Below are 23,748 nucleotides of genomic sequence, written 5' to 3'. Positions count from 1 at the left end.
GATGATGGCCTACAAGGTCACGTATGAGGACTTCGATATCTTCACGGAGGCGGTGGGCAGCCCCAAGATCAACCTTGATATGGAGAGGTTCAAGCCAGGTGCACGCAACCCTAGGCGCCCAGCGGCCGTGAACTGGTTTGGTGCCAAGGCGTTCTGCCAGTGGATAGGCAAAATCAGCGGTAAGCCGTTTGACTTGCCGACTGAGGCGCAGTGGGAATACGCGGCCAGGTCTGGTGGCAAGAAGTTGATCTTTGCGACAGACAATGGCAATGTTGATGAGGGTAGAAATTATCCCAGCGACGATTACCGACCGCGACTTGTCGCCCCGGAAGTCGGGTCCTATCCGCCAAATCCAGCAGGCTTGTACGGCATGCTGGATTACGCTGCAACCGAATGGGTCAATGACTGGTATCAGCCAGACTATTACAAACACTCGCCCCCAGTGAATCCGCTTGGCCCTGAAAGTGGGGCGGCCAATGAGCGCTTGCCTGCATTTGGCCCCCGCAAGGTTGAGCGGGGATTGATTGCATCTAGTCCAGCCTTCGGAGGCTTCACCTTTTCGAGGGCGGGACGTTGGCCTTACGCGCGCGAGCTAAGCACCTTTCGTAAGGTGGATCGATTGGTTACTGAGCCTGATGCTGGGTACAGCAACCCAACGGGACCTGGATTCCGATGTGCGATGAGGCACAGTGCCCTTTAAGACCTACGCTCAAACAAGTGAACTAGGGTGATGCAATGGCAAAGTGGACATTACAAATTCTGGCTCATCGTTTCTCATGAATGGACGATGAATGACCGGTTGCGCAGAAGCCAGCCGATTGCATGCCAAGTCAACACACCCCTGGTAGGCGGTACCGTTGACCAAACTGGCAATCACCGATCGGCCGTGAGTCCCGTCTGATTTAACCCCTATCTGAAGAACAACCCGATCTAACAAGTTCTCCAAATGAGCGTCAGTCTGCGTAGTGCTGACCAGCTCATTGACCGCAAAGGCCGCCATTTGGCGCACCTCCCAGTCCTGCCTCAGATTGGGGGCAGCCATGGCGCCATCGATGCTGGCAATGATGGCCCCTCGCGCTTCTGGGGGCAGGTAGGCATACCACCCCCATTTGGCGCGGAAAGATCGCTCTATCTGCCGAATAAAATCAGCCCCTCGTTGGGCCATGTCAAGCATGTAGGCTTGGTAGTCAGACTCGATGAGTCTCAGGTCATTGAATTGTTTGTTGGCGAAGTCCTGCAGCGTGGTGCCACCAACCGCCACCATGGTTAGCACTTGATTAAAGCCCTCAAACACTTCGGACTTCATCAATTTGGTTAGCTTCGTGTAATCCGCTTGCTTGAGCTGATGCAGCACACACATGAACATCTGGCCAATCTGATCGGCGCCAACCTTGCATGCAACGCTGCCCTCGCCGCCTAGCCCCAGGCAGCCTGAGGCCTTGGCCGCGATGACGAAGTTGCCATTGTTGTAGCCGACCTCCAGGCCCAGGCTCGCGGCCAGGCCTTGAATCGCCGCAACCCCCGTACCCACAGAGGCCACATCCACGAACTCGCCCCATGACTTCTTCGGGTCTTTGCGCTTGGGGCTTTTCTCGTCAATGAAGCCTTCGGGGTTGAGCCATTGCAGCGCGCCATTCAGGTCGACGCCTTCTTTTAGGCCTGCGAACAGCTTGGCATTGGCGCCGGCGCCCACTTTGGCCTTTGCGGCCCTCTTGTCTTTGGGCGCGCCGCGCAAACCTTGTTTGCCTGCCGTCAACATCAACGCCGCCGAGGCTTCCAGCGCGACACTCGCGCCCGCCACGGCATACAGCGTCATCTCACCTCGCAGGCGGAAGTTCCCCATGTCCAACGCAATGCCCGCACCAGCAGGCACAACATGCCAGCCAGCAAAGTGGGGGTAGTAGCCAATGGTCTGAACCTTTGCCTCACCCAACGCAAACGATGCTTCTGCGTTGGCCTTGACATTGAACTGCGCAGCCTTGCCAGCGCGCTTGAATCGGTCTTTCCAGTTCTTGTCTCGCTTGTCGAACAGGTTGCCTTGAAATGGCAAACAGTTCGCTTCCAGCCCCGCCCCTGCGGCCCAACGCATCAATTGAGCCTCAGCCTTCAAATCAATCTGGCGATGGTGGTTGTTGGGGTCCATCGTGCTGGCCGCGAACAGGCCTTCGGCGATCTGCTTTTGCTCTCGCTCCAGAAACTCTTTGACTGAGGCGCCCATGGTCTTGGACCATTGAGCAAAGAACTGGCCAGTGAACTCATCGCCATCTTGCGGCTTGAGTTTCCACTTCTTGCCGAATTTGGCCTTGTCTACGACCTGGTTCGCAATCCGGCGAGATACCTCTTTTGTGTTCAGTGAGGTGCCGTTGAATAGCCTGTCTGCTGTGCCCTTGTTCCGTTCGACCTTGCCCTCGACCAAATACAGGCGCCGGTCAGCCATGGCCGACTTGAGCCTTTTGGCTGGCACGTACCAGGTTCGTTGTTTGGCATTGCGGGCCAAGGTCAAGGGCAATAGCTCGACGAGCTTGTTCTCGTCGGCACCAAGGTCAGCGATCTTCTCGATCTTTGACTTGGCGGCTTCACTTTTGGCGTCAAGTTCAGACAGTGCTTGATCCAGCGCGTCCTGTGCCGCTTTCAAGTCTGCAACCTTGGGGTCAGGCTGACGCTTCAATTCGGCCAAGGCCAGCGATTTTTCAGTGACGGCATGATTGGCTGCTTGTAGCGCTTCGATGGCCTGGTTGTTTTCCTCCGCGTCTTTGCGGCAGGTGAGGAATTCGTCGGCATACAGGGCGATGAACGCATTCTGATCAGGTTGATAAAGAAGAAAACCCGATTGCAATGAGTGCGGGGCATTCTCGAAGGTGCCAGCCGGTGATGTGGTGGATGCAACCTTCGCCGGTTTGAGAACAACGCTTTCTGCCATGATCTACCCTGTTACTTTGTCGATGTCGCGCTGAATATTCAGTCCAGCAAGAACAATTTGATTTGCTCTTGTTTGGATGTGTGGACGCGTGCAGTTTGGCCTTGATCGTCAGTCATGCCTTGAGCGAGCACGTGGCCTTGCGCGTTTTCGATGCGGTAGCGCACGTAGCGCATGACCTGCCCGGTGTCCTCATCTGTGACAACGAAAGCCTCGTTGAACAGGCCTTGAGCTTGTTTCAAACTCGGCTGTTGAGCAGAAGCCGAACTCCCCGAAGTCAACTCCTTCATCGAAGCCAGGAAACTCGCATTTCCACTGGTGCCGATTTCGATGTTGCCGCCCTCTATCTTGATATAGCCCCCACCCCCATTGAGCAGGATCTTCTCGGGCGCACTGATGGTGATGCTCGCCGCGGTAGATTGAATGTCCACCGCCTGCGATGCGGTCAACATGAAGGCATCGCTTTGCGCCTGCACGTTCACATTGCCGCTGGCAGCATGCAGCTTCATGCCCACGTCCTGTACGGCGCGTTGGCCATCCTTGGCTTCGCCGCGTGTGAACAGGCTGATGCCGTCTTTCACGGCCCAGGCAGTATGCCGTTGGCTCAACAAATTGGTGTCCTGGCCGGTTGTCACGGTTGTGTTCTGGCCGGCGTTGATGACGCTGTGCGCGGGTGTGGCACTGCTGATGTCGGCTGCCGCGCTGAGAACCAGGTCAGGGCGTGCCAGGGTGGGGATGCTGCCGTGGCCACCGTCGATGGCAATCACGTTGCCGCCTTCTTCGCTGGCGTTGCCGGATTCGCTGTTGGATTCACCCTCGGATGACTCGCGGCCTTTGAGCGCCGTGACCGTCGCCCGCATGGCGAGCAGAACAGGCAGCTTGTCTGGCGTGGCCTCATTGGGCAGTTTGGCCAGGTGGGTCTGCGCGTTCTCGCTCAATGCCTTGACCAGTTCTGCATGGCTTTGCATCTGGCTTTGTGCTTCACGCGTATCGGTTGGTTGCCCTTGGGTGGAAGATGTGCCGCCCCGGCGCGCGTGCGTGCTCACATGCAGGCCACTACCCGCGCGCACCGCGCCCCAGGCTTGCGTGTGCAGCTCCAGGCCATGGCCGCGTTGTGCCAGGCGCTGGTTGTCGTTCTGTTGCAGCAGGTGGCCGATCTGCAGCCAGGTCTGGCTTTGGGTGGTGTGCGCCAGCACGCGGCCCTGGCCCGGGGTGTCGTCCAGCACGAGCTGGTTGTAGGCCCCGCCGCCAGCCTGGGATGCGTCCAGGCTCTGGCTCTTGAAGCCGCTGAGCGTGGCGTTGTGGGCGTGGCCTTCCTGCTCGCCTTGGCGCGCCGAGCCAGGGAACCATGCTGGCGCATTGCCTGTGGCGTTGGCCGCACCACCGGCCACCACATTACCCTGGGCGTTGTCGCTGCCTTGCCCGTTGTAGCTGGCGCCGATCACCACGGGGCGGTCGATGTCGCCCTCTACAAAGGCGATGACCACTTCCTGGCCCAGGCGAGGTGTGAACACGCCGCCCCAGTTGGCGCCGGCCCAATCCTGTGCCACGCGGACCCACGTACCGGAGGCATCCGATGCGGGGGCGTTGCATCCTGCTGCGTGATCCAGCCTGTGGCTGCTGCCTGCGCCGCGCTGCCAGTGGAACTGCACCTTGATGCGGCCGTCACGGTCCGTGTGGATGGGGCCGTCCAGGCCCACGACCAGCGCGGTTTGCGTGCCCCACGCCGTAGGTTTGGGGTGGAGCAGGGCGCCCTGGTCGTCCGTCAGTGCCGGGCGCACCGGGATGGCGGCGCGCTGGGCTTCGAAGCGGGCCTCATACAGCGGTTCGGCGCTGGCATTGTCGGCCGTACCCAGGCCTTGGCCTGGCGCGTGCTCGCCGCCCAGGAGGTGGCTGGCATCGCCCAGTAGCTGTTGCAGTCCGGCCTTGGCGTCGGCGCTCATGTTGTTGCGGGCGCGGTGCACCACGTTGAGCACGACGAACTGGCTGGCGTCGCCACCCAGGTTCAGCATGTCAAGATCGTGTTCACTGTGATCGGCCAGTGTGAAGGTGGTGGCCGGCGCCAGGGTGCGCACGGTAGCGCGCCCTTCAAACTGCTTGCGTCTGGCTTCGAGTGATTGCAGATACACGGTGGCCAGGCGCTGTGCCTCTTCAGGCGTCTCGAACGCATAGGCGCCGGGTTGGTCCGCGTGGACCAGCGGCATGGGTTGGTCGTGCCCGGCATCGACATCGGCGCTGCCCGCGTGGTTGCTCACCGAGCGGTAATCGAAACTGGCGGTATGCAGGGTGCTGGTGCCCACGCGGCGGATGCCGTGCCAGCGGGTGATGCTGTCTTCCTTCATCACCGCGCCAGGCTGTGTGAAGCGGATGCGGCTTTGCTCGTTGGCCGTGAAGGCGCCGTTGTGGTCGGCGAGCACCAGGGTGTGGCTGCCCAGCGTGCCCGTGTCGGTGGCATCCCCCGTGTGCTCGAACCAGCAGAACAGGCCGTTGGCGGCCCACAGGCGTTGCAGGAAGTCGAAATCTGTCTCGGCGTGCTGGCTCAGGGTGCTGAGCTTGGGGTAGACGGCCGCGTCTTTCAGGTCCCAGCGCCATGTGGGCTGCAGGGTGCCTTGGGCAGCGTAGTCGGCAAAGATGTGCTCTGTGATGTCGATGACGGATTGATCCTGAAAGATCCAGGCATCGGTCCGGTGGCGCAGGAAATCCAGCCAGGTACCGATCTGCAGGCGGTAACGGGCATAACCGCCATCGGAGCCCAGCAGTTCGAAGGCCAGCACATGGCCATGGAAGGGGCGCAGTTGCGTGGTGCTGTGGGCCGTGAGCAATTCCAGCAGTACGGGCTGGCCGATGAGGTCGGTGGGCTGGAGGTCGACCTTGGTGCTCAGGGCCAGCAGGTCGATGGCGCAAGCAGGCTGCGTTTGACGCGGGCCGATGCCCTCTGTGATCTGTGCGCGTTCGGCCAGCAGCACATCGCCACCCAGGGGGGAGTGCAGGCGCAACAGGCGGGTGTGCTGATTGGGCCCGAAGCTGAGCAGATCGCCCAGCAGGCTGTCGACGAGGTTGTGCGCGGCACCGGCCAATGCAGATTGGATGCCGGAGAGGTCGGTCATGCTTCCATCCCAGAATTTTCTTTATGGGGCGCGCGGCATGTGAAGCCACGTCACCCGAGGCTGGGAAGTTATCGCAAAAGGCCCTGACCGGATGCCCCTCACCCCCGCATGGGGGCCCGTTTGGCTGCCCAATGTGAAAGTAAATGTTAGGGGCTGCAAGTACTTGTCGCCGGCCCGATTTCACGGCTTTGACAACACCGCGCGTCGCCCCCCGTTGACAGTTGTAACGGCTTTGGCACACTGCTTGCAGCGAGTGGCATCATGAGTGCAAACCAGATTCACCCGCCCGTTGTGCTGGTGCCCGCGTGTCAGCGCATCCTCGGGCGTCATCCCTTCCATGTCGCGGGCAAAAAGTACATCGATGCGGTGCGCATGGCGGGTTGTGTACCCCTGGTGGTGCCCGCCGCACAAGCCGATGAGTTGCCAGCCTTGCTGGATCTGGCCAGCGGCATCCTGCTGACGGGCTCGCCCTCCAACGTGCACCCGAGTCATTTCGGCGAGGACGTGCTGGACGAGTCCCTTCCTCTTGATCCCGAACGTGACGCCTGGACGCTGCCCATGATCCGGCTGGCGCTCCAGCGTGGCATGCCCTTGCTGGGCATCTGCCGGGGCTTCCAGGAGGTCAATGTGGCACTGGGTGGCTCGCTCCACCAGGCGGTGCACGCCGAGCCCGGCCTGATGGACCATCGCGGCGATGACAGTAAACCGGTCGACGAGGAATACGGTCTGGCCCATCCGGTCAAGCTGATCCACGGTGGTTTGCTGGACAAGGCCTTGCAGGGCATGGCCGAGCCGGTGCTCCAAGGGGGCGAGTTCATGGTCAACAGCCTGCACGGCCAGGGCGTCAAGCGCCTGGCTGACGGTGCGCGCATCGAGGCCCTGGCGCCGGATGGCGTGGTCGAGGCGTTTTCCTGGCACCCCATGCCCGATGACACCGAATCGGTGCGCGGTGGCTTCAATCTGTGCCTGCAATGGCACCCCGAGTGGCAGGCCGCGAGCAACCCGGTCTCCCAGCGCATCTTCAAGGCTTTCGGATCGGCCTGTGCCGCTTACCAGTCTGCGCGTCTGTCGCCATCGGGCGCAGCGTCGGATCATGTCGAGCGCGTGCAGCATCCCGAGAGACGGTAGTTCAACCCGGTCCCACACAGAACTTAGGTGATGACATGCAAAGCAAGTTACCCGGCAGCTTCAGCGAACTGGAGCAATGGCTCAACGAGCGGCGTGTCACCGAGATCGAATGTCTCGTACCTGACCTGACCGGTGTGGCGCGCGGCAAGATCCTGCCGCGCGAGAAGTTCACCGAAGACCGCGGCATGCGCCTGCCCGAGGGCATCGTGGCGATCGGGGTGACGGGCGAGTTTCCGGCCAGTGGCCCGTATTACGACGTGATCACGCCCACCGATCGGGACATGCACCTGCAGCCCGACCCGGCCACCGTGCGCATCGTGCCCTGGGCCACGGACCCGACCGCGCAGGTCATCCACGATTGTTATGACCGTGAAGGCAAGCTGATCCCGTATGCGCCGCGCTCGGTGCTCAAGCAGGTCTGCCAGTTGTATGACGACCAGGGTTGGTCGCCCGTGGTGGCGCCCGAGCTGGAGTTCTACCTGATCGAACGCAGCGTGGACCCCAACATGCCGCTCAAACCGCCCAAAGGCCGCAGTGGCCGCGCGGAGACCTCGCGCCAGGCTTATTCGATTGATGCCGTCAACGAGTTCGACCCGCTGTTCGAGGACATCTACGATTACTGCGAGAAGATGGAGCTCAACGTGGACACCCTGATCCACGAAGTGGGTGCCGGGCAGATGGAGATCAACTTCTTCCACGACCATCCGCTGGGCCTGGCCGATGAGGTGTTCTTCTTCAAGCGCACGATTCGCGAAGCGGCGCTGCGCCACGAGATGTACGCCACCTTCATGGCCAAACCCATGGCCAACGAGCCCGGCAGCGCCATGCACATCCATCAGAGTGTGGTGGACAAGGCCACGGGGCAGAACATTTTCAGCAACCCGGATGGCAGCCCCTCCAAGGCTTTCTACTGGTTCATTGGTGGCCTGCAGCGCTACATCCCCTCGGCCATGGCCTTGTTCGCGCCCTACGTGAACAGCTACCGCCGCCTGGTGCGCTCGAATGCCGCACCCATCAACATCCAGTGGGGCACGGACAACCGCACGGTGGGCATCCGTTCACCTGTGGCCACGCCGGCTGCGCGCCGCATCGAGAACCGCGTGGTGGGCTCGGACGCCAACCCGTATGTCGCGATGGCCGCCACCCTGGCTTGCGGTTACCTGGGCATCACCAAAAAGATCGAGCCTTCGCCTGAATGCCGGGGGGATGCCTATCTGGGCGATTACCAGTTGCCTCGCAGCCTGGGCGAAGCCGTCAACCTGTTGCGCGACGAAGCCGATCTGGCCGAGGTGCTGGGGCAGGACTTCATCACCGTGTATACCGAGATCAAGGAAGTCGAACATGCCGAGTTCATGAAGGTGATCTCGCCTTGGGAGCGCGAACACTTGCTGCTGCACGTCTAAGAGGCTGGGTGGCTTTCTCAATAAATATAGGAGCGCACAACACATGAGCCCCACTTTCGAACACAGCACGGCCGAATGGCAGGCGCTGGATGCAGCCCATTTTCTGCACCCCTTCACCGACTTCAAGGCGCTGGCGGCCAAGGGCACGCGCGTCATCACCAAGGCGGACAACATCTACCTGTGGGACAGCGAGGGCCACAAGCTGTTCGACGCCATGAGCGGCCTGTGGTGCGTGAACGTGGGTTATGGCCAGAAGGCCCTGATCGACGCGGCCACCGAACAGCTCACGACGCTGCCTTTCTACAACTCCTTCTTCCAGACCACGACCATGCCGGCCATTGCGCTGGCGCACAAGCTGTCGCAACTCAGCCCGCCTGGCTTCGAGCATGTGTTCTTCAGTGGCTCGGGCTCTGAAGGCAACGACACCGTGGTGCGCCTGGTGCGCCGCTATTGGGATCTGATGGGGCAGCCAGGGCGCCACACCATCATCAGCCGCTTCAACGCGTACCACGGCTCGACCATGGCGGGCGCCTCGCTGGGCGGCATGACGGACATGCATGCGCAAGGTGGCCTGCCCATTCCCGGCATCGTCCACATCGACCAGCCCTACTACGTGCAGCATGGTCGGCCCGGCGAAAGCAAGGACGACTTCGGCAAGCGCGCCGCCTCCTGGCTGGAGGCCAAGATCCTGGAGGTGGGGCCCGACAAGGTGGCGGCCTTCATCGGCGAGCCGGTACAGGGTGCGGGCGGCGTCATCATCCCGCCGGAGACCTACTGGCCCGAGATCCAGCGCATCTGCGATCAATACGGCATCCTGTTGGTGTCCGACGAGGTGATCTGCGGCTTCGGGCGCACCGGCCACTGGTTCGGCTGCGAGCGCTTCGGCTACAAGCCTGACCTGATCACCTTTGCCAAGGGTGTGACCTCGGGCTACATCCCGCTGGGCGGCGTGATGGTGGGGGAGCGCGTGGCCAAGGTGCTGATCGAGCAGGGCGGCGAGTTCGCACACGGCTACACCTACAGCGGCCACCCGGTGGCTTGCGCGGTGGCCCTCGCCAACCTGCAGTTGATCGAAGAGCAGGGCCTGGTGCAGCGGGTCCACGATGACACCGGGCCCTATCTGGCCTCCCAGTTTGCCGCCCTGCAAACGCACCCCTTGGTGGGCGAGGCGGAAACCTGTGGGCTGATGGGGGCGATCCGCCTGGTGCGGCGCAAGGCGCACGGTGATCAAGCCGCCGAGGCCTTCACCTCAGATAAATCGGTTGGCATGGTCTGCCGTGGGCATTGCTTTGGCAACGGGCTGATCATGCGGGCGGTGGGTGATCGGATGATCATTGCGCCGCCCTTGGTGATGACGCGCGCCCAGGTGGATGAACTCATGGGCCTCATACGCCATTGCCTGGACCTGACCCTCGTCGACCTGCAGGGGCGTGGTTGGATCTGAGCAGGGCGTTTTTGGGTTTTTCGGATACCCCTGGGTAAGGGATGCCGGACATGGTGTGTCGCGATGTAAAGTGATCGTGCGCATTTATGTGCAATTTCGCCATTAATGGCGGTTTTTTACATCGGCTTGCTCACGCCAGCACGCTGACAGCTCAAGGGACAAACATGAAACAAGCCAAAATTTTCCTGGCCACCATGGCTGCCGTGTTCGGCATGAACGCTCAGGCCGCCATGACCGTTGCCGACAACTTCAATGACGGTACATTCAGCGGCTGGACGACTCAGGCCGGCTCCTTCTCCGAGTCTGGTGGCGTGCTCACCGGCACCACTTTCTCGCTGGCCACGCTGGATGGTGCCAGTGCCACCACGTTGGGTGTGGATGCCATCTCGGGTGCCGGCGTGAGCTATGTGGCGCTGATCCTGAACTACAGCAGCCTCAGCGACAACCTGTTCGTCAAGTTGCAGGACAACACTGGTGACGGCAAGTTCGACCGTGTGTTCATGTACCGTGGCAACAATGGTTCGTCTGCGACGACTGGTAGCTACTACTTTGACCTGTCCACCGAGGTCGAGTCCTCCTATTTCGAAGCCAGCGTGAACAACGTGACCGGCCTGGTGACCGCCAAGGTTGGCGCCACTGGCGACGTGTTCTCCGGCACCCTGTCGAACTCCTACACCGGCACCGGCGTGGGTATTGGCTTCTACGGCAATGCCACGGCCAACAACTACTACGTGCCATCCGCCGTGCCGGAACCCGAAGCTCTGGCCATGTTGCTGGCTGGCGTGGGCGTCGTGGGCGTGATGGCGCGCAAGCGTCGCGTGGCTCGCTGATGGCTGATCGAGGCGTTCGGTAACAGGGGCCTGATCAGTCAGGCTGTTCGACCAGACGTTTTGAACCGAAAGGGCGCTCGCAAGGGCGCCCTTTTTGCTTTTTGACCCTCGCCTTCAGTCGTTCAATCGTTCCCGACCGAGCTGGTGGTCCGGCGTTCTTTTGGCGCAACAATTGCTTGATCGTTTCAGTGCGGGGGGCGAATGCTGGAGCCCATTGGCTTGGCTTTCCGTTCAAGATGGGCAGACAATACCAACGACTTCAAGGAGCTGGACACCATGACCGCAAGGACGACTGTGAAGACCTTTTTGAAACCCCTGTGCGCCGCCACGTTGCTCGCGCTGACGGCTCTGGGCAGCGCCCATGCCGAAGAAGAAAAGGTGCTCAACGTCTACAACTGGTCCAACTACATTGCGCCAGACACGGTGGCCAACTTCGAGAAGGAGTACGGCATCAAGGTGCGCTATGACGTGTTCGACTCCAACGAGATCGTGCACGCCAAGCTGGTAGCTGGCAAGACGGGCTACGACATCATCGTGCCCTCGTCCTACTGGGCCAAGATGCAGGCGGACGGCGGCCTGCTGCAGAAGGTGGACAAGTCCAAGCTGCCCAATCTGAAGAACATCGACCCGGCCATCATGGCCCAGCTGGCTCGCCTCGATCCGGGCAACCAGTACATGGTCAACTGGATGTGGGGCTACACCACGGTCGGCATCAATGTGGACAAGGTGAAAGCCGCCCTGGGTGATCTGCCCATGCCGGACAATGCCTGGGATCTGGTCTTCAAGCCCGAGTACATCAGCCGCCTCAAGAGCTGCGGCGTGTCCTTCCTGGATTCCGCGACCGAAGTGGTGCCCGCCACCCTGCATTACCTGGGTCGCCCCGCCTACAGCAAGAACATCGCGGACTACCAGGCCGTGCCGCCTGTGCTCAAGGCCATTCGCCCTTATGTGACGCTGTTCAGCTCCACCGGCTACATCAATGATCTGGCCAATGGCTCGATCTGTGCGGCCTTTGGCTACTCGGGCGACATCAACATCGCGAAGAACCGCGCCATCGAGGGCAAGACCGGCCAGAACATCAAGACCCTGACGCCCAAGACCGGCGGTGTGATCTTCATGGACACCATGGTGATCCCCGCCGACGCACCCCACCCCGAGAACGCACATCTGTGGATGAACTACATCATGCGTCCGGAGGTGCATGCGTCCCTGACCAACAAGGTGTTCTACGCCAACCCCAACCTCGCTGCGCGCAAGCTCGTCAAGCCCGAAATCGCCAACGACCCGGCTGTGTTCCCGCCCGAGTCGGAAATGAAGAAGATGGCTCAGCCTGATGCGCTCAACAACGACATCCGTCGCCAGATGACGCGCATCTACACCTCGTTCAAGACCGGCCTGTAAGCCGCCACGGCCAGCAAACGGAGGGCGACCAGGCATGAGCGGTAGCGATCAGGCTGAAGCCTTCCTGCGCATTGACAAACTGATCAAGGATTTTGCCGGTCAGGACGGCAGCGTGTTCCGCGCCGTCGATGGCATTTCGCTGGACATCCACAAGGGCGAGATCTTTGCCTTGCTGGGGCCATCGGGCTGTGGCAAGACGTCCTTGCTGCGCATGCTGGGCGGCTTTGATCTGCCCACCTCGGGGCGCATCATGCTGGGCGGGCAGGATCAGGCGCAACTCGCGCCGTACCAGCGTCCCATCAACATGATGTTCCAGTCGTATGCGCTGTTCCCGCACCTCAGTGTGTGGGACAACATCGCGTTCGGGCTGCGCCGTGAGGGCTTGCCCAAAGACCAGGTGGCCTCGCGCGTGGAGGCCATGCTCAAGCTGGTGCAACTGGGCAAGTTTGCCAACCGCAAACCCCATCAGCTGTCGGGCGGGCAGCAACAGCGTGTGGCCCTGGCGCGCAGCCTGGCCAAGCAGCCCAAGCTGCTCCTGCTGGACGAGCCCCTGGGCGCCCTGGACAAGAAGCTGCGTGAAGAAACCCAGATCGAGCTGGTCAACATCATCGAATCCGTGGGCGTGACCTGTGTCATGGTCACGCACGACCAGGAAGAAGCCATGGCCATGGCCAGCCGCATCGGCGTCATGAGCGAAGGCCGCATCCTGCAGGTGGGCACGCCACGCGAGATCTACGAAACGCCCGCTACACGCTTCGTGGCGGACTTCATCGGCAATGTCAATTTGATGGAAGGCACACTGGAGGTGGACGAGGCCGCGCACGTCGAGATCACCTGCCCGGATGTGCGCCACTATGTGGGCCATGGCATCACCGGCCACACCGGCATGCCCGTCACCGTGGCCTTGCGTCCCGAGAAGATCCGCATCTCGCGCAGGCCACCGGTGCAGGAAGAAGACATGGCGCCTGCGCCCTTCAACCAGGTCAAGGGCCGGGTGAAGGACATGGTCTACTTCGGCAGTGACACGCTCTACCACCTGCAACTGCCCAGCGGGGCCATCCTCAAGGTCACGCAGAGCAACACCGAGCGCCATCCTGACGACACCCTGAGCTGGGACGATGACGCCTACGCCTGGTGGCTGCCCTCCGCCCATGTGGTGTTGACCCAATAAGGCAAGGCGGGCAATGGGCACCATCAGCAAGCCAAAACTGACCTGGTCCGGCCGCACCGTGATCGGTGTGCCTTACCTGTGGCTGCTGCTGTTTTTCATGCTGCCCTTCCTGATCGTGGTGAAGATCAGCATCTCCGAGATGGAGACGGTGGTCTTCAAGGACCTGATCACCTGGACGGATGGCGTCCTGCAGTTGCGCTTCAAGCTCAGCAACTACCTGTTCATCACGCAGGACGATCTCTACTTCAAGACCTACCTGGCCAGCCTGAAGTACGCCGGTATCACGACCGCCTTTTGCCTGTTGATCGGCTACCCCTTCGCCTACTTCATGGCGCGTGCAGCCAAGGCCGTGCAGCCCGCCTTGTTGATGATGGTGATGCTGCCGTTCTGGACGTCCTTCCTGCTGCGCGTGTATGCCTGGAAGGGCTTGCTGACCGAAGGCGGCTGGGTGGCAACGGTGCTGGATGCGCTGCATGTTGACAGCGTGTTGATGGCACTCAACCTGATACCCGGGCCGGGACAGTACATGAACACACCGTTCTCGCTGGTGCTGGGCATGGTCTACACCTATCTGCCCTTCATGATCCTGCCCCTGTACGCCAACCTGTCCAAGATGGACATGCGCTTGCTGGAAGCCGCTTCCGATCTGGGCGCCACACCCTGGGTGGCGTTCTGGAAGGTCACCGTGCCCTTGTCCAGGGCCGGCATCGTGGCGGGCTCCATGCTGGTCTTCATCCCCTGCGTGGGCGAATTCGTGATTCCCGAGTTGCTGGGCGGCCCGCAAACGCTGATGATCGGCCGCGTGCTGTGGGATGAGTTCTTTGCCAACAACGACTGGCCGATGGCGTCGAGCGTGGCGGTCGTCATGATCCTGTTGATCCTCGTGCCCCTCGCCTTGTTCAACAAGGCTCAGGCGGATCAGGAGGCGCACCGATGAGCAAGCCGGCACTGATCCCGGCCTACCAGCGGCGCGGGCAATGGATTGCCAGGGCGTGGCTCACGGCGGGCTTCACCTTCCTCTACCTGCCCATCGTGGCGCTGGTGGCTTATTCGTTCAACAACTCGCCTTTGCCCACGGTGTGGGGGGGCTTCACCTTGCAGTGGTTTGCCAAGCTGGTGCACGACGAAGAGGTGCTCAACGGGCTGTGGCTGTCCTTGAAGATCGCATTTTCCACGGCCACGTCCGCCGTGGTGCTGGGCACGCTGGCGGCCTGGGCGCTGGCCAAGTTCAAGCGCTTTGGCGGGCGTACCTTGATGGTGGGCATGATCAATGCGCCGCTGGTCATGCCCGAGGTCATCATCGGCTTGTCGCTGTTGTTGATGCTGGTGTCCCTGCAGCGCGCACTGGGCTATCCAGAGCGCGGCATGATGACCATCTGGCTGGGGCACCTGCTGGTGGGCATGGCCTACGCCACGGTGGTGATCCAGGCGCGCCTGCAGGACCTGAACCCGCAACTGGAAGAGGCTGCCCAGGATCTGGGGGCTCGTCCCTTGCAGGTCTTCTTCCTGATCACGCTGCCCATGATCGCGCAGGCCATGGCCTCGGCCTGGCTGCTGACCTTCACGCTCTCGCTGGACGACGTGGTGCTGGCCGCCTTCTTGTCCGGCCCGGGCTCGACAACCCTGCCGCTGGTGATCTTCTCGCGCGCACGGCTGGGTGTGGATCCCAGTGTGAATGCGGTGGCCACAGTGGTGATCGCCGTGGTGTCCATCGCGGTGGTCGGGGGCAGCTACATGCTGGCCAGGGCCGAGCGAAGGCGCTCGCAGGAAATGGCACAGGCAGCTCGTTCGGCCTGAGTCGCGCGCAAGCGATGGACGCAGCGGGCACAAGACAAGCAAATCGTGATTGAAACAAGGAGCACAGCAAGATGAAGCACAAACTGACCTGGTCCCTTCTGCCCGTGGCATTGGCCGTCTGCGCCGCATTCCCTGCGCCCGCTCTGGCCGACACCAATCAGGATCTGCTCAACGAGTTGCGCGCCTTGAAGGCCCGCGTGAGCGAGCTGGAAAAGAAGATCGAGGCGCAGGCCGGCAAGCAGGCTGAGGCACCAGCGCCGGGCATGACGCCCGAGCAACAGCAGGACTTCAACCGCATCGCCGTGAAGGCCGAAGCGCTGGAAGACTCGCGCGACATGCTGGGCTTCAAGGGCTTCAAGGTCAGTGGCTACATGGACCCGACCTTCGTGTTCAACCAGCGACAGCATCGGGCTGGCTTCCAGTTCCTGAACTCGGTGGGCGATGGCGGCTATACCTATGACAACTCCTACATCGGCTCCGCGGCGATTGACTTCGTCAAGGAAACCGAAGGTGGCTCGCGCTGGCGCCTGACCTTGTCACCACAGCGCAGCACCCAGGCCGTGTCGGAAGGCAGCGCCTCCATCCTGCATGAGGCCTCGGTGTCCGTGCCGCTCACTGATCTGCAGACACGCTTCATCGCCGGCCACATTCCAGACTGGTCCGGTTACGAATACCTGCAGCCCACGCTCAACAAGCTCATCACGCACAACCTGCTGTTCGATCTGACCTTGCCCACGGCCTACACCGGTGCAGGCCTGGAGCTGACCCGCGACAAATGGATCGTCAAGGGCGTCGTGGCCAACATGAACGCGAGCAAGCGCAGCGCCAATGAGAAGACCCCGGTGCTGGCTTATCGCGTGGACTACGCCAAGGGCGAGTTCCAGGGTTTTGGTTTTGCGGGGGTGCATGGCAAGGCGCATAACGGCAAGGCCTTTGACGACAACGGTGATGCCGCCATCAACCCGATCACGTCCGAGGCTTACTCCACGCGAGATACCCGGGTGGACCTGTTCGAGTTCGATGCCTATTTCATCCGTGGCGACTGGACTGTTCAAGGTCAGGCGAGCTGGGGGCGCCAACAGAAGGCGTCCATTACCGCCAATCCGGATACAGGCGAGTTGCGCAATGCCATCTGGACGGGCCTGTCGGGCCTGGTGGCCTACAAGTTCGACCCGCGCCTGGAAGGCATCGTGCGCTTTGACCGCATCTTCAACAGCAAGAACGGCGGCGGCCTGCTGACTTACGCCAGTGCGGACGATCACAACGGCATTGGCCCCGCGCAGGTCTATCTGGATGATGGCGTGACGCTGGAGAACGCCAACAAGGGTATCGACCGTGCTGCCTTGACCCTGGGCATGAACTACGCCTTCAATCTGAGCACGGTGTTCAAACTGGAGTACCGTTACGACTGGGCCAGCGGTCCGGTGTTCCTGGACACCAAGTCTGGCGACTACAAGAAGAACAACCAACTGCTGAGCACCGCCGTGGTGGTCAGCTTCTGATTGTTGCCGTGTGCCTGTCCGGATGCGTGCGGTCTCAGGTGCCGCACGTGAAGGCGTGAGGAGCAGTTCATGTCCGACACGCAGACCGATCTAGACCAGCTGTTGCAGGATCGGCCCTGGCTGGCGCCCGTTCCTGACCATCTGCAGCAGGCCTACCGAAACAAGCGGCTGGAGGAGTTCAGCCGCCTGGTTCGGCTGTGGTCACCCATGCTGCCCATCGGCTTCATCGCCTTTCAGGCCTTCACGCTGGTGTTTTACACGGCTGAACTGCATGGGCGGGATCTGGCTTTGATGCTCAAGTCGGAGGGGCTGGACATCAGCCTGCTGACCGGCGGCCTGGTGGCAGCCCATCAGGTGCGCTGGCGTTTGTCGTTCGATCGATGGATCCCGTGGGTTTTCGGGCTCATCACTGCCGTGAAGGTGGTCACGGGCTTCATGCTGCACAGCCAGGTACTGGCCATCAATCAGGTCTACATCACACTGATGGTGCTGGTGATCGGCATGCTGGGCTTGCAACTGCCGATCCGATCGGCCATCCGTGGTTGCGTGCTCGGCGGCGTACCGTTTCTGGCCTTGCCCTGGATTTCGGATATCCACTATGGCTTGCTGTTCCTCGGGCACTATCTGCTGACAGCCACGGTGGCCGTGTTCGTGGTGGCCGTGCGCGAAGACAAGGACCGCATGATGTTCCTGCAGTCCATGCGCTTTCAGCAGGAGCGCCAGGAGGTGCAGCGTCTGAACGCCGAACTGGCCGAGATGGCCCGCAAGGATGCGCTCACCGGGCTGGCCAACCGGCGCGTGTTTGACGAGGCCTTGCGCGCCGAGTGGGACCGGGCTCGCCGCAATCGGGCCTCGCTGGCCTTGCTGATGATCGACGTCGATCATTTCAAGCGCTTCAATGACCGCTACGGGCATCCCGCAGGTGACCGCTGCCTGGCCGAAGTGGCGTCGGCCATTGCGGGGGTGGTGCGCCGCCCGGGTGATGTCGCGGCGCGCTATGGCGGCGAAGAGTTCGTGATCCTGTTGCCCGACACCGATGCCGGCGGAGCTTGCGAGCTGGCGCGTCGGGTGATCGAGCAGGTGGATGCGGCAGGCATGGCGCATGAAGACTCGCCTACGGCTGCCAATGTGACGGTCAGCGTGGGTGTGTCACATTGCCTGCCGACAGGAGCGGCCACGGCTCAGGGCCTGACGGATGCGGCAGATGGCGCGCTGTATGAGGCCAAGTCCTCCGGGCGTCACCGCTTTGTCTGCCGCGAATTGCGTGCGGCAGACGGGGGCTGAGCGTCAGAGTTACTTATTGACGCAGCCATGCCAGCACGGGCGCCCACTGGTTCAGGTCCTTTTCGACCTTGGCAGACGGCACGTCCCACAGGCTCAGGCCATGGGCGGCGAGGTGGGCGTAGTTCTGGGTGTCGCGCAGCAGGCCCAGCAGGGGAATGTCCAGGGTCTGCAGAAACTCCTTGAGGTGTTCCGTGGCCTTGGTGTGGTCCTTGATGCGGTTGCCCACCACACCCAGTTGTGCCTTGTCGCCCTTCTTGCGTCGGGCCAGTTCGGCCAGGAAATCTTGCGTGGCGTAGATGTCGAAGACGCTGGCCTGCAGCGGCACGATGACCTTGTCGGCCAGCTTCATCACGGCGTCCAGCCCTGGCCCATGCAGACCGGCCGGGGTGTCCAGCACGATGTGGGTCGTGCCCTTGGGTGGGCGGGCGATGTGGTCTTCGCTGATGTCCCAGCTCTGGATGTGGGGCAGGTTGCCCGGGCGCAGCTTGAGCCACAGACGCGAGGATTGCTGGCGATCGACATCGCCCAGCATCACGGCATGGCCCTGGCGGGCGAAGTAGCCCGCGATGTTGCTCGACAGCGTGGATTTGCCCACGCCGCCCTTGGGGTTGGCGACCACGATCACCGGCATGGTGTCCTCCTCATTGGGGTCCAGTCAGGCTATTGTGGCGCAGAACTTGGTCTGCACCTGCCGTACGGAAGGGAGAGGTGTTTCCCTGTGCCATGGCCCTTACACAGGGGGTGCGTCGTCCGGGGATGCTGTTTACACTGAGCGTATAAATCGTTAAACAACAAGGGGGCTGCTGTGAAGCACATCCATCGCGCATTCGTGCGCCGCGTTCTCGTTCTGGCCTGCCTGTCCGCAGGTGCTGCCGTGCACGCCCAGAGTGGCGCTGATCTGGCGACGGGCTCTGCCACGCTGTCCAATCTGACCTTCAGCCTGGTTGATCTGGCGCCTCAGTCCGGTCAAGGAACCTGGATTCAGTTTGGGCAGAAGAACCTGGAGGGTGGGGTCGATCCCGTCTTTGGTTCAGCGGGTGTCAGTGGCTTGATTTACAGGGATGCAGATGGTTATCCCGTTTCCACAGCCGATCAGAGTGCGATCTATGAAGGCCCTTTGCCACAGCAAACATACAACCTGGCTGCGGCAGATGGTTCCGGCACGGTGTCGGTGGGGCCTGGCGGCATGTCGGCCACGATGCGTCTGGGTGCCAATGCGTTTGATCAGGCCATCGTGGTGCCGGGGGCTGACCGCAAGTCGGTCGAAGTATGGAGCGGTGCGAGTTTCGGTCAGGGCTTGTTCTATCCAGCCGTTGACCAGGATTTCGACGCTGGCACGCTGACCATCAAGCCTGGCTATAGTCAGACCCAACCGGTCAGTTTCACCTTGTCCGCCCATACGCAGTTGGTGATGGAGGCCGATGCCAGTGCCATGGTGGGACTGGGATCCGACTTGCCTTATCTGCCATGGGACAACCCGGACAGCGCGTTCAACCCCATGGTGGGCGCAGGCGTGCAGATAGCCCTGGCGCGAACCACGCCTGTTTTTCCGTTCGCAGATGTCTATACATCGTGGGGGGCACTGGCCGATGATCTGCTGGCGACTTACGAGTGGCAACAAGACAATGTCTTTGCCCAGCAGACCGATGACCCCGCGACTTCGACGCCTGTTTCTCGCCGCTTGCGCGTGACGCTCACCAATAACAGCGATGAGGCGCTCGACGGCCTGGCGATGCTGACAGTGGCGGCCAGTGCGCAAGCGACTCAGGCCGTGCCCGAGCCCGCGACCTACCTCCTGATGGGTTTGGGGCTGGTTGGCATTTTCTGGCGTCGCCGCGTGTCTGGCCATTGATGCCAGGCGTAACGCTGCACACCTTGAACAGCCGCTGACAAGCGGCTGTTTTCTTTGATGGGCATCAAGTCTGATGTCGGTTAGCCCGACAGCGTGAAGGGCTGTGTGTGCCCGATCAATAAGATTCATAGATAATGAATCTTATTGATCGGAAAGGCCTTCACCATGACATTCATCCAGCAATCCCTTGGTCAGATCGCTCGGGAAGTTCCCGGCGCGACAGACGTGTTCCATGCCTACAAGCTGGACTTCTGCTGCGGCGGCGCCCATACCCTGCAAGAGGCCGCGGCCAGGAAGGGGCTGGATGCCGCCCTCATCGCCGATCGGCTGACGCAACTGGTGGCGCAAGCACACCAGGCGCCGCGCCAATGGCAGGAAACGGACGTGCCTGAACTGGTGGACCACATCCAGTCGCATTTCCACGAGCGCCATCGCGCGCAGTTGCCGGAGCTGGTGCGGCTGGCGCGTCGGGTCGAGGCCGTGCATCGCGATCATCCCGCCTGTCCGGCCGGGTTGTCCGCGCTGTTGTCCGACATGAACTCGGAACTGGCCAGTCACATGGAACGAGAGGAAAGCATCCTGTTCCCGCTGCTCAAGGAGCGACAGTATCTGGTGTCTCAAGGCCCCATCCGCGTGATGCTGGAAGAGCACGAGCACCATGGTGAGAATCTGGCGAAGGTGGAGGCCCTCACCCAGGACATGACCCCGCCCGCTGGTGCCTGCAATACCTGGCAGGCGCTCTATCTGGGTTTGCGCACCTTCAGGGAAGAGCTGATGCAGCATATCCACCTGGAGAACAATGTGCTGTTCCAGCACGCGGCCAGAATGGGGTGATGGGCCAGACGGCCCGATCAGTCAGGTGCCGTGGCCTTGCGTGAGCGAGGGCTGCTGATCTTGCTCACGGCGGGGATGCCCAGCAGCGACGCTGCGGCAACCGGCGCCGTGATGGCTTGCGCCAGGGTGAGCGCATCGAGCTCGCGCATGAAGGCTTCCATGGCACGGCGCAAGGTGCGCTGCAGGTTGCATGCAGGCTGGATGGTGCAGATGTCGGGGCTGTTCGGGTCATGGCAGGCCACGACGGCGAAGTCCTTTTCTGCCAGCCGCACGATCTCGCCGATGGTGATGTCCGATGGTGGCTTGGCCAGTTGCATGCCGCCGCTGCGCCCTCGCACCGTGTCGACCAGACCACTGTGACCCAGTTCGTGGACGATCTTGGTCAGGTGGCTGCGCGAGATGTTGTAGGCCTGCGCGATTTCATCGATGCGCGAGAGTTCACCTGTGCGATGCCTGATCGCCAGGAACATCATCACCCGCAGTGTGTAGTCCGTGTAGACGGTCAGGCGCATCTTGAATTACCCATGGCTCATGGTAGCGCGAGCACGGGGGTGAGGGAGTTGGCCTGGTCGGGTTGCACCGTCCAGAAGCGGTTGTGATCACCATTGAGGTCGCTGGTGGCGATGATGGGCCGGGCTGATCGCCAGCTCACCAGATTGACCTCGCTCACGCTGGGGTCGTCGGCCGCAAAGGTGGCCAGGATCACTGGTGCGGATTGGCCAGGCGAATAGGCCTTCAGGCTGCGAGCGGGGTGGGTGATGTAGGGTTGATCCATGATGCCTTCAGCCCACAGCAAGGTTGGATAGGTGAGCGCAGACCCAGACCAGGTGGGCGAGGGCAGGTTGCCTGTGAGCATGACGTCGGTGCCGAGCGTACGCGTGCTGCCGTCTGTCAGATTGAGGGCGAGTACATGGCTCTTGTAGCCGCTTCCATCAAACACGTATTTCAGAAGCACCATCTCGTCGTTCGATGCGGCAATCGGGTACAGGAAGTCCGCGCTGTTCGACATCAAGGTGCGTATGGCGCCCGTTGACTTGCTGACTGTCTTGATCGAATGCATCGAGGACCATGCGGATTCCTGCACGTAGTCGGCGGTTTGACTGATGCAGATGCTGTTGTCGGTGTTGATGAGGCTGAAGAGCACGCCCAGCTGGGTGTCGACCTGCGCCAGCAGTCTGACGGTGCGATCGCTGGCAGCCTGGTAGATGGCCCCGCCCCGCACAAAGTACAGGAAGCTGTCGTCCAAGGTGTAGTTCAACATCAGGTTGCCCGCATCGAGCTGGCTCAATGGTGCGCCCAGCACCACCTTGCCACTTTGCCAGTCCAGCAGGTAGAGCTTGTCTGCTGCGCGCAGATAGGCCTTCTGGTCGGCATCGGGGGCCTCAATCGGCCATTCCAGTGTGGCCGTGTTGGTGACCACCTTGTCGGCCACGGTGTAGCGACGGGTCTTCATGTCTGATGTGTAGACCGACATGCCGCCGGTCGCTCCTTCCAGGACCAACAGCCCGGTTGACGCACCTTGTGCGTCCGGCAGGGCGCTCACAGGGATCAGGCCAGAGGGGCCGTCCATTTCGGGGCCGATTTCGGTTTCGGACATGTCCGATGCGACGAGAAAGGCGCGCGTTTCATTCCGGTTTGCGCAATCGCCGGAAGGGCCCGCTGTGAGCACGCGTAGCCAGTCGTGTCGGCCGTCCTTGCTCACGCCGAGCATGGGCCCATAGAGGGCGCATGCCTGTGTGATGGAGGAAATGCGTTTGGGCTGACCCAGTGTGGCGCCGCTGAGGTCCAGTTGCAGCACCTGGCCATTGAGGATCATGTATACGTTGCCGGCACCCAGGCTGCGTTGCTGACGTGAGCCGGGCATACGCTGCACGCGAATGCTGGCGCGCCACATGTAGGTGTCATAGGTACGGACTACGCGCTGCGTATCGGTGTCGATGATGGTCAGGGCACTCTCCGTGGCTGCGCCTGGTCCGGGAACACGCCACACCGCGCCGAAGTGGCTGGGGCTCGTGCTGGTGTTGAGCGGGCTGCTCAAGGCTGTACTGGGCGTGGCGGCCGGCTCGTCGGTGCCACCACCACCACCACCGCCACCGCAGGCTGTCAGCACGAGGCTGATCATGGCGGCCCCCATGGCCATTGCATATCGTGAACGCACGGTACAACTCCCTTGTTACTTGTGATTTTGGTGATGCGGGATTATCGCCGCCTCGACACGTGCGCCCTGGCCACGTTCAGCGTGTGGCAGGATGAAGGGTGCATGGAACAAGCCCTTGATTCACCAGGAGACCGGTCATGAGTGCGTTTGCCCCTACCAGCCCTCAGGCTCGCATCTGGCGAGACCGCGCCGATGCGCTGATTGCAGAGCGCCGCATCGACGGTCGCGCATTCATCAACGGCCAGCGTGTGCAGGCGCTCAGTGGCGCCACGTTTGATTGCCTTTCCCCGATTGATGGGCGCCTTTTGGGCGTCATCGCAAGAGGCGAGCGCGCCGATGTGAATGCCGCCGTGGCCTCGGCCCGTCAGGCCTTCGAAGACGGCCGCTGGGCACGCCAGGCACCAGCCGAGCGCAAACGCGTGCTGCAACGTTTCGCCGAATTGATGATCCAGCACAAGGACGAACTGGCCCTGCTGGAAACGCTGGACATGGGCAAGCCCATTCAATACAGCCTCAGCGTGGATGTGCCGCTGGCGGCGCGCTGCATCAACTGGTTCGGCGAGGCCATCGACAAGGTGTATGACGAGATCGCGCCCACGCCGCACACGGCTCTGGCTTTGATCCAGCGCGAACCGGTTGGCGTGGTGGGGGCCATCGTGCCCTGGAACTACCCCATGTTGATGGCGGCCTGGAAACTGGGGCCCGCACTCGCCTGTGGCAACAGCGTGGTGCTCAAGCCTTCCGAGAAGTCGCCCTTGACGGCCCTGAAGCTGGCCGAACTGGCCATCAAGGCCGGGCTGCCTGAAGGTGTGTTCAACGTGGTGCCAGGCTATGGGCACGAGGCGGGCGAAGCCCTGGCCTTGCACATGGACGTGGACGCACTGGGCTTCACCGGCTCTACACGCGTGGGCCGCAAGATG

Annotated in this window: 19 protein-coding genes; 14 read left to right on the top strand and 5 right to left on the bottom strand. The window is 61.9% G+C overall.

Features of this window, described 5'->3' with window-relative positions:
* Positions 1-700: formylglycine-generating enzyme family protein (locus VFW93_RS02910; RefSeq protein WP_329692489.1), on the top strand; the 700-nt coding region annotated here is incomplete at its 5' end.
* A gap of 9 nt (positions 701-709) precedes the next feature.
* On the opposite strand, the gene VFW93_RS02905 is transcribed toward VFW93_RS02910, so the two are convergent.
* Together VFW93_RS02905 and VFW93_RS02900 are read right to left on the bottom strand one after the other, a co-directional pair.
* Positions 710-2,920: a hypothetical protein gene (locus VFW93_RS02905; protein ID WP_329692488.1), complete on the bottom strand. Its 2,211-nt coding sequence runs from the start codon at positions 2,918-2,920 to the stop codon at positions 710-712.
* A gap of 38 nt (positions 2,921-2,958) precedes the next feature.
* Positions 2,959-6,024, bottom strand: coding sequence for a type VI secretion system Vgr family protein (locus tag VFW93_RS02900; RefSeq protein WP_329692487.1), 3,066 nt, complete (start codon positions 6,022-6,024; stop codon positions 2,959-2,961).
* A 261-nt stretch (positions 6,025-6,285) separates the two neighbouring features.
* Here VFW93_RS02900 and VFW93_RS02895 point away from each other — a divergent pair, with 261 nt between their 5' ends.
* From VFW93_RS02895 to VFW93_RS02850, 10 genes are all read left to right on the top strand, one after another.
* Positions 6,286-7,152, top strand: a complete 867-nt coding sequence (locus VFW93_RS02895; protein ID WP_329692486.1) for a gamma-glutamyl-gamma-aminobutyrate hydrolase family protein — start codon at positions 6,286-6,288, stop codon at positions 7,150-7,152.
* Positions 7,153-7,187: 35 nt separating this feature from the next.
* Positions 7,188-8,555, top strand: a complete 1,368-nt coding sequence (locus VFW93_RS02890; RefSeq protein ID WP_329692485.1) for a glutamine synthetase family protein — start codon at positions 7,188-7,190, stop codon at positions 8,553-8,555.
* 43 nt (positions 8,556-8,598) lie between these two features.
* A complete protein-coding gene (locus tag VFW93_RS02885; protein WP_329692484.1) occupies positions 8,599-9,999 on the top strand; it encodes an aspartate aminotransferase family protein in 1,401 nt (466 codons plus the stop codon).
* Between the two features lie 164 nt (positions 10,000-10,163).
* Positions 10,164-10,829 (top strand): PEP-CTERM sorting domain-containing protein, encoded by a 666-nt coding sequence (locus tag VFW93_RS02880; protein WP_329692483.1) that lies wholly within the window; start codon positions 10,164-10,166, stop codon positions 10,827-10,829.
* 276 nt (positions 10,830-11,105) lie between these two features.
* Positions 11,106-12,230 (top strand): polyamine ABC transporter substrate-binding protein, encoded by a 1,125-nt coding sequence (locus VFW93_RS02875; RefSeq protein WP_329692482.1) that lies wholly within the window; start codon positions 11,106-11,108, stop codon positions 12,228-12,230.
* A gap of 34 nt (positions 12,231-12,264) precedes the next feature.
* Entirely contained in the window at positions 12,265-13,401 is a 1,137-nt protein-coding gene (locus tag VFW93_RS02870; protein ID WP_329692481.1) for an ABC transporter ATP-binding protein, read from the top strand.
* Positions 13,402-13,414: 13 nt separating this feature from the next.
* The gene (locus VFW93_RS02865) at positions 13,415-14,338 is read left to right on the top strand and encodes an ABC transporter permease (RefSeq protein WP_329692480.1); all 924 of its coding nucleotides are present in this window, start codon (positions 13,415-13,417) and stop codon (positions 14,336-14,338) included.
* Positions 14,335-15,198: an ABC transporter permease subunit gene (locus VFW93_RS02860; RefSeq protein WP_329692479.1), complete on the top strand. Its 864-nt coding sequence runs from the start codon at positions 14,335-14,337 to the stop codon at positions 15,196-15,198. Before VFW93_RS02865 ends, VFW93_RS02860 begins: the two co-directional genes overlap by 4 nt.
* 71 nt (positions 15,199-15,269) lie before the next feature.
* Complete coding sequence (locus VFW93_RS02855; RefSeq protein ID WP_329692478.1) at positions 15,270-16,700, top strand: DUF3138 family protein; 1,431 nt, start codon at positions 15,270-15,272, stop codon at positions 16,698-16,700.
* A 69-nt stretch (positions 16,701-16,769) separates the two neighbouring features.
* Positions 16,770-17,984, top strand: coding sequence for a GGDEF domain-containing protein (locus tag VFW93_RS02850; RefSeq protein WP_329692477.1), 1,215 nt, complete (start codon positions 16,770-16,772; stop codon positions 17,982-17,984).
* 13 nt (positions 17,985-17,997) lie between these two features.
* On the opposite strand, the gene VFW93_RS02845 is transcribed toward VFW93_RS02850, so the two are convergent.
* Positions 17,998-18,615, bottom strand: a complete 618-nt coding sequence (locus VFW93_RS02845) for a ParA family protein (protein ID WP_329692476.1) — start codon at positions 18,613-18,615, stop codon at positions 17,998-18,000.
* A gap of 174 nt (positions 18,616-18,789) precedes the next feature.
* Between VFW93_RS02845 and VFW93_RS02840 the strand changes: the two genes are divergently transcribed.
* Together VFW93_RS02840 and ytfE are read left to right on the top strand one after the other, a co-directional pair.
* Positions 18,790-19,836 carry a PEP-CTERM sorting domain-containing protein gene (locus VFW93_RS02840; RefSeq protein ID WP_329692475.1) on the top strand — a complete coding sequence of 349 codons (1,047 nt, stop codon included), beginning with the start codon at positions 18,790-18,792 and terminating at the stop codon, positions 19,834-19,836.
* Positions 19,837-20,001: 165 nt separating this feature from the next.
* Positions 20,002-20,670 carry an iron-sulfur cluster repair protein YtfE gene (ytfE, locus tag VFW93_RS02835; protein ID WP_329692474.1) on the top strand — a complete coding sequence of 223 codons (669 nt, stop codon included), beginning with the start codon at positions 20,002-20,004 and terminating at the stop codon, positions 20,668-20,670.
* 17 nt (positions 20,671-20,687) lie between these two features.
* Here the strand turns inward: ytfE and VFW93_RS02830 are convergent, their stop codons facing one another.
* Together VFW93_RS02830 and VFW93_RS02825 are read right to left on the bottom strand one after the other, a co-directional pair.
* Positions 20,688-21,182, bottom strand: a complete 495-nt coding sequence (locus VFW93_RS02830; RefSeq protein ID WP_329692473.1) for an Rrf2 family transcriptional regulator — start codon at positions 21,180-21,182, stop codon at positions 20,688-20,690.
* A gap of 17 nt (positions 21,183-21,199) precedes the next feature.
* Positions 21,200-22,792, bottom strand: a complete 1,593-nt coding sequence (locus VFW93_RS02825) for a hypothetical protein (protein WP_329692472.1) — start codon at positions 22,790-22,792, stop codon at positions 21,200-21,202.
* A gap of 173 nt (positions 22,793-22,965) precedes the next feature.
* Between VFW93_RS02825 and VFW93_RS02820 the strand changes: the two genes are divergently transcribed.
* The coding region (locus VFW93_RS02820; protein WP_329692471.1) for an aldehyde dehydrogenase family protein at positions 22,966-23,748 on the top strand (783 nt) is incomplete at its 3' end.

Origin of the sequence: Aquabacterium sp. (genome assembly GCF_036279675.1) — a bacterium.
In the GTDB taxonomy this organism is placed as follows: domain Bacteria; phylum Pseudomonadota; class Gammaproteobacteria; order Burkholderiales; family Burkholderiaceae_C; genus Aquabacterium.
Note: the sequence above shows the minus strand (reverse complement) of the source record. Positions and strands in the feature narration are given on the sequence as shown.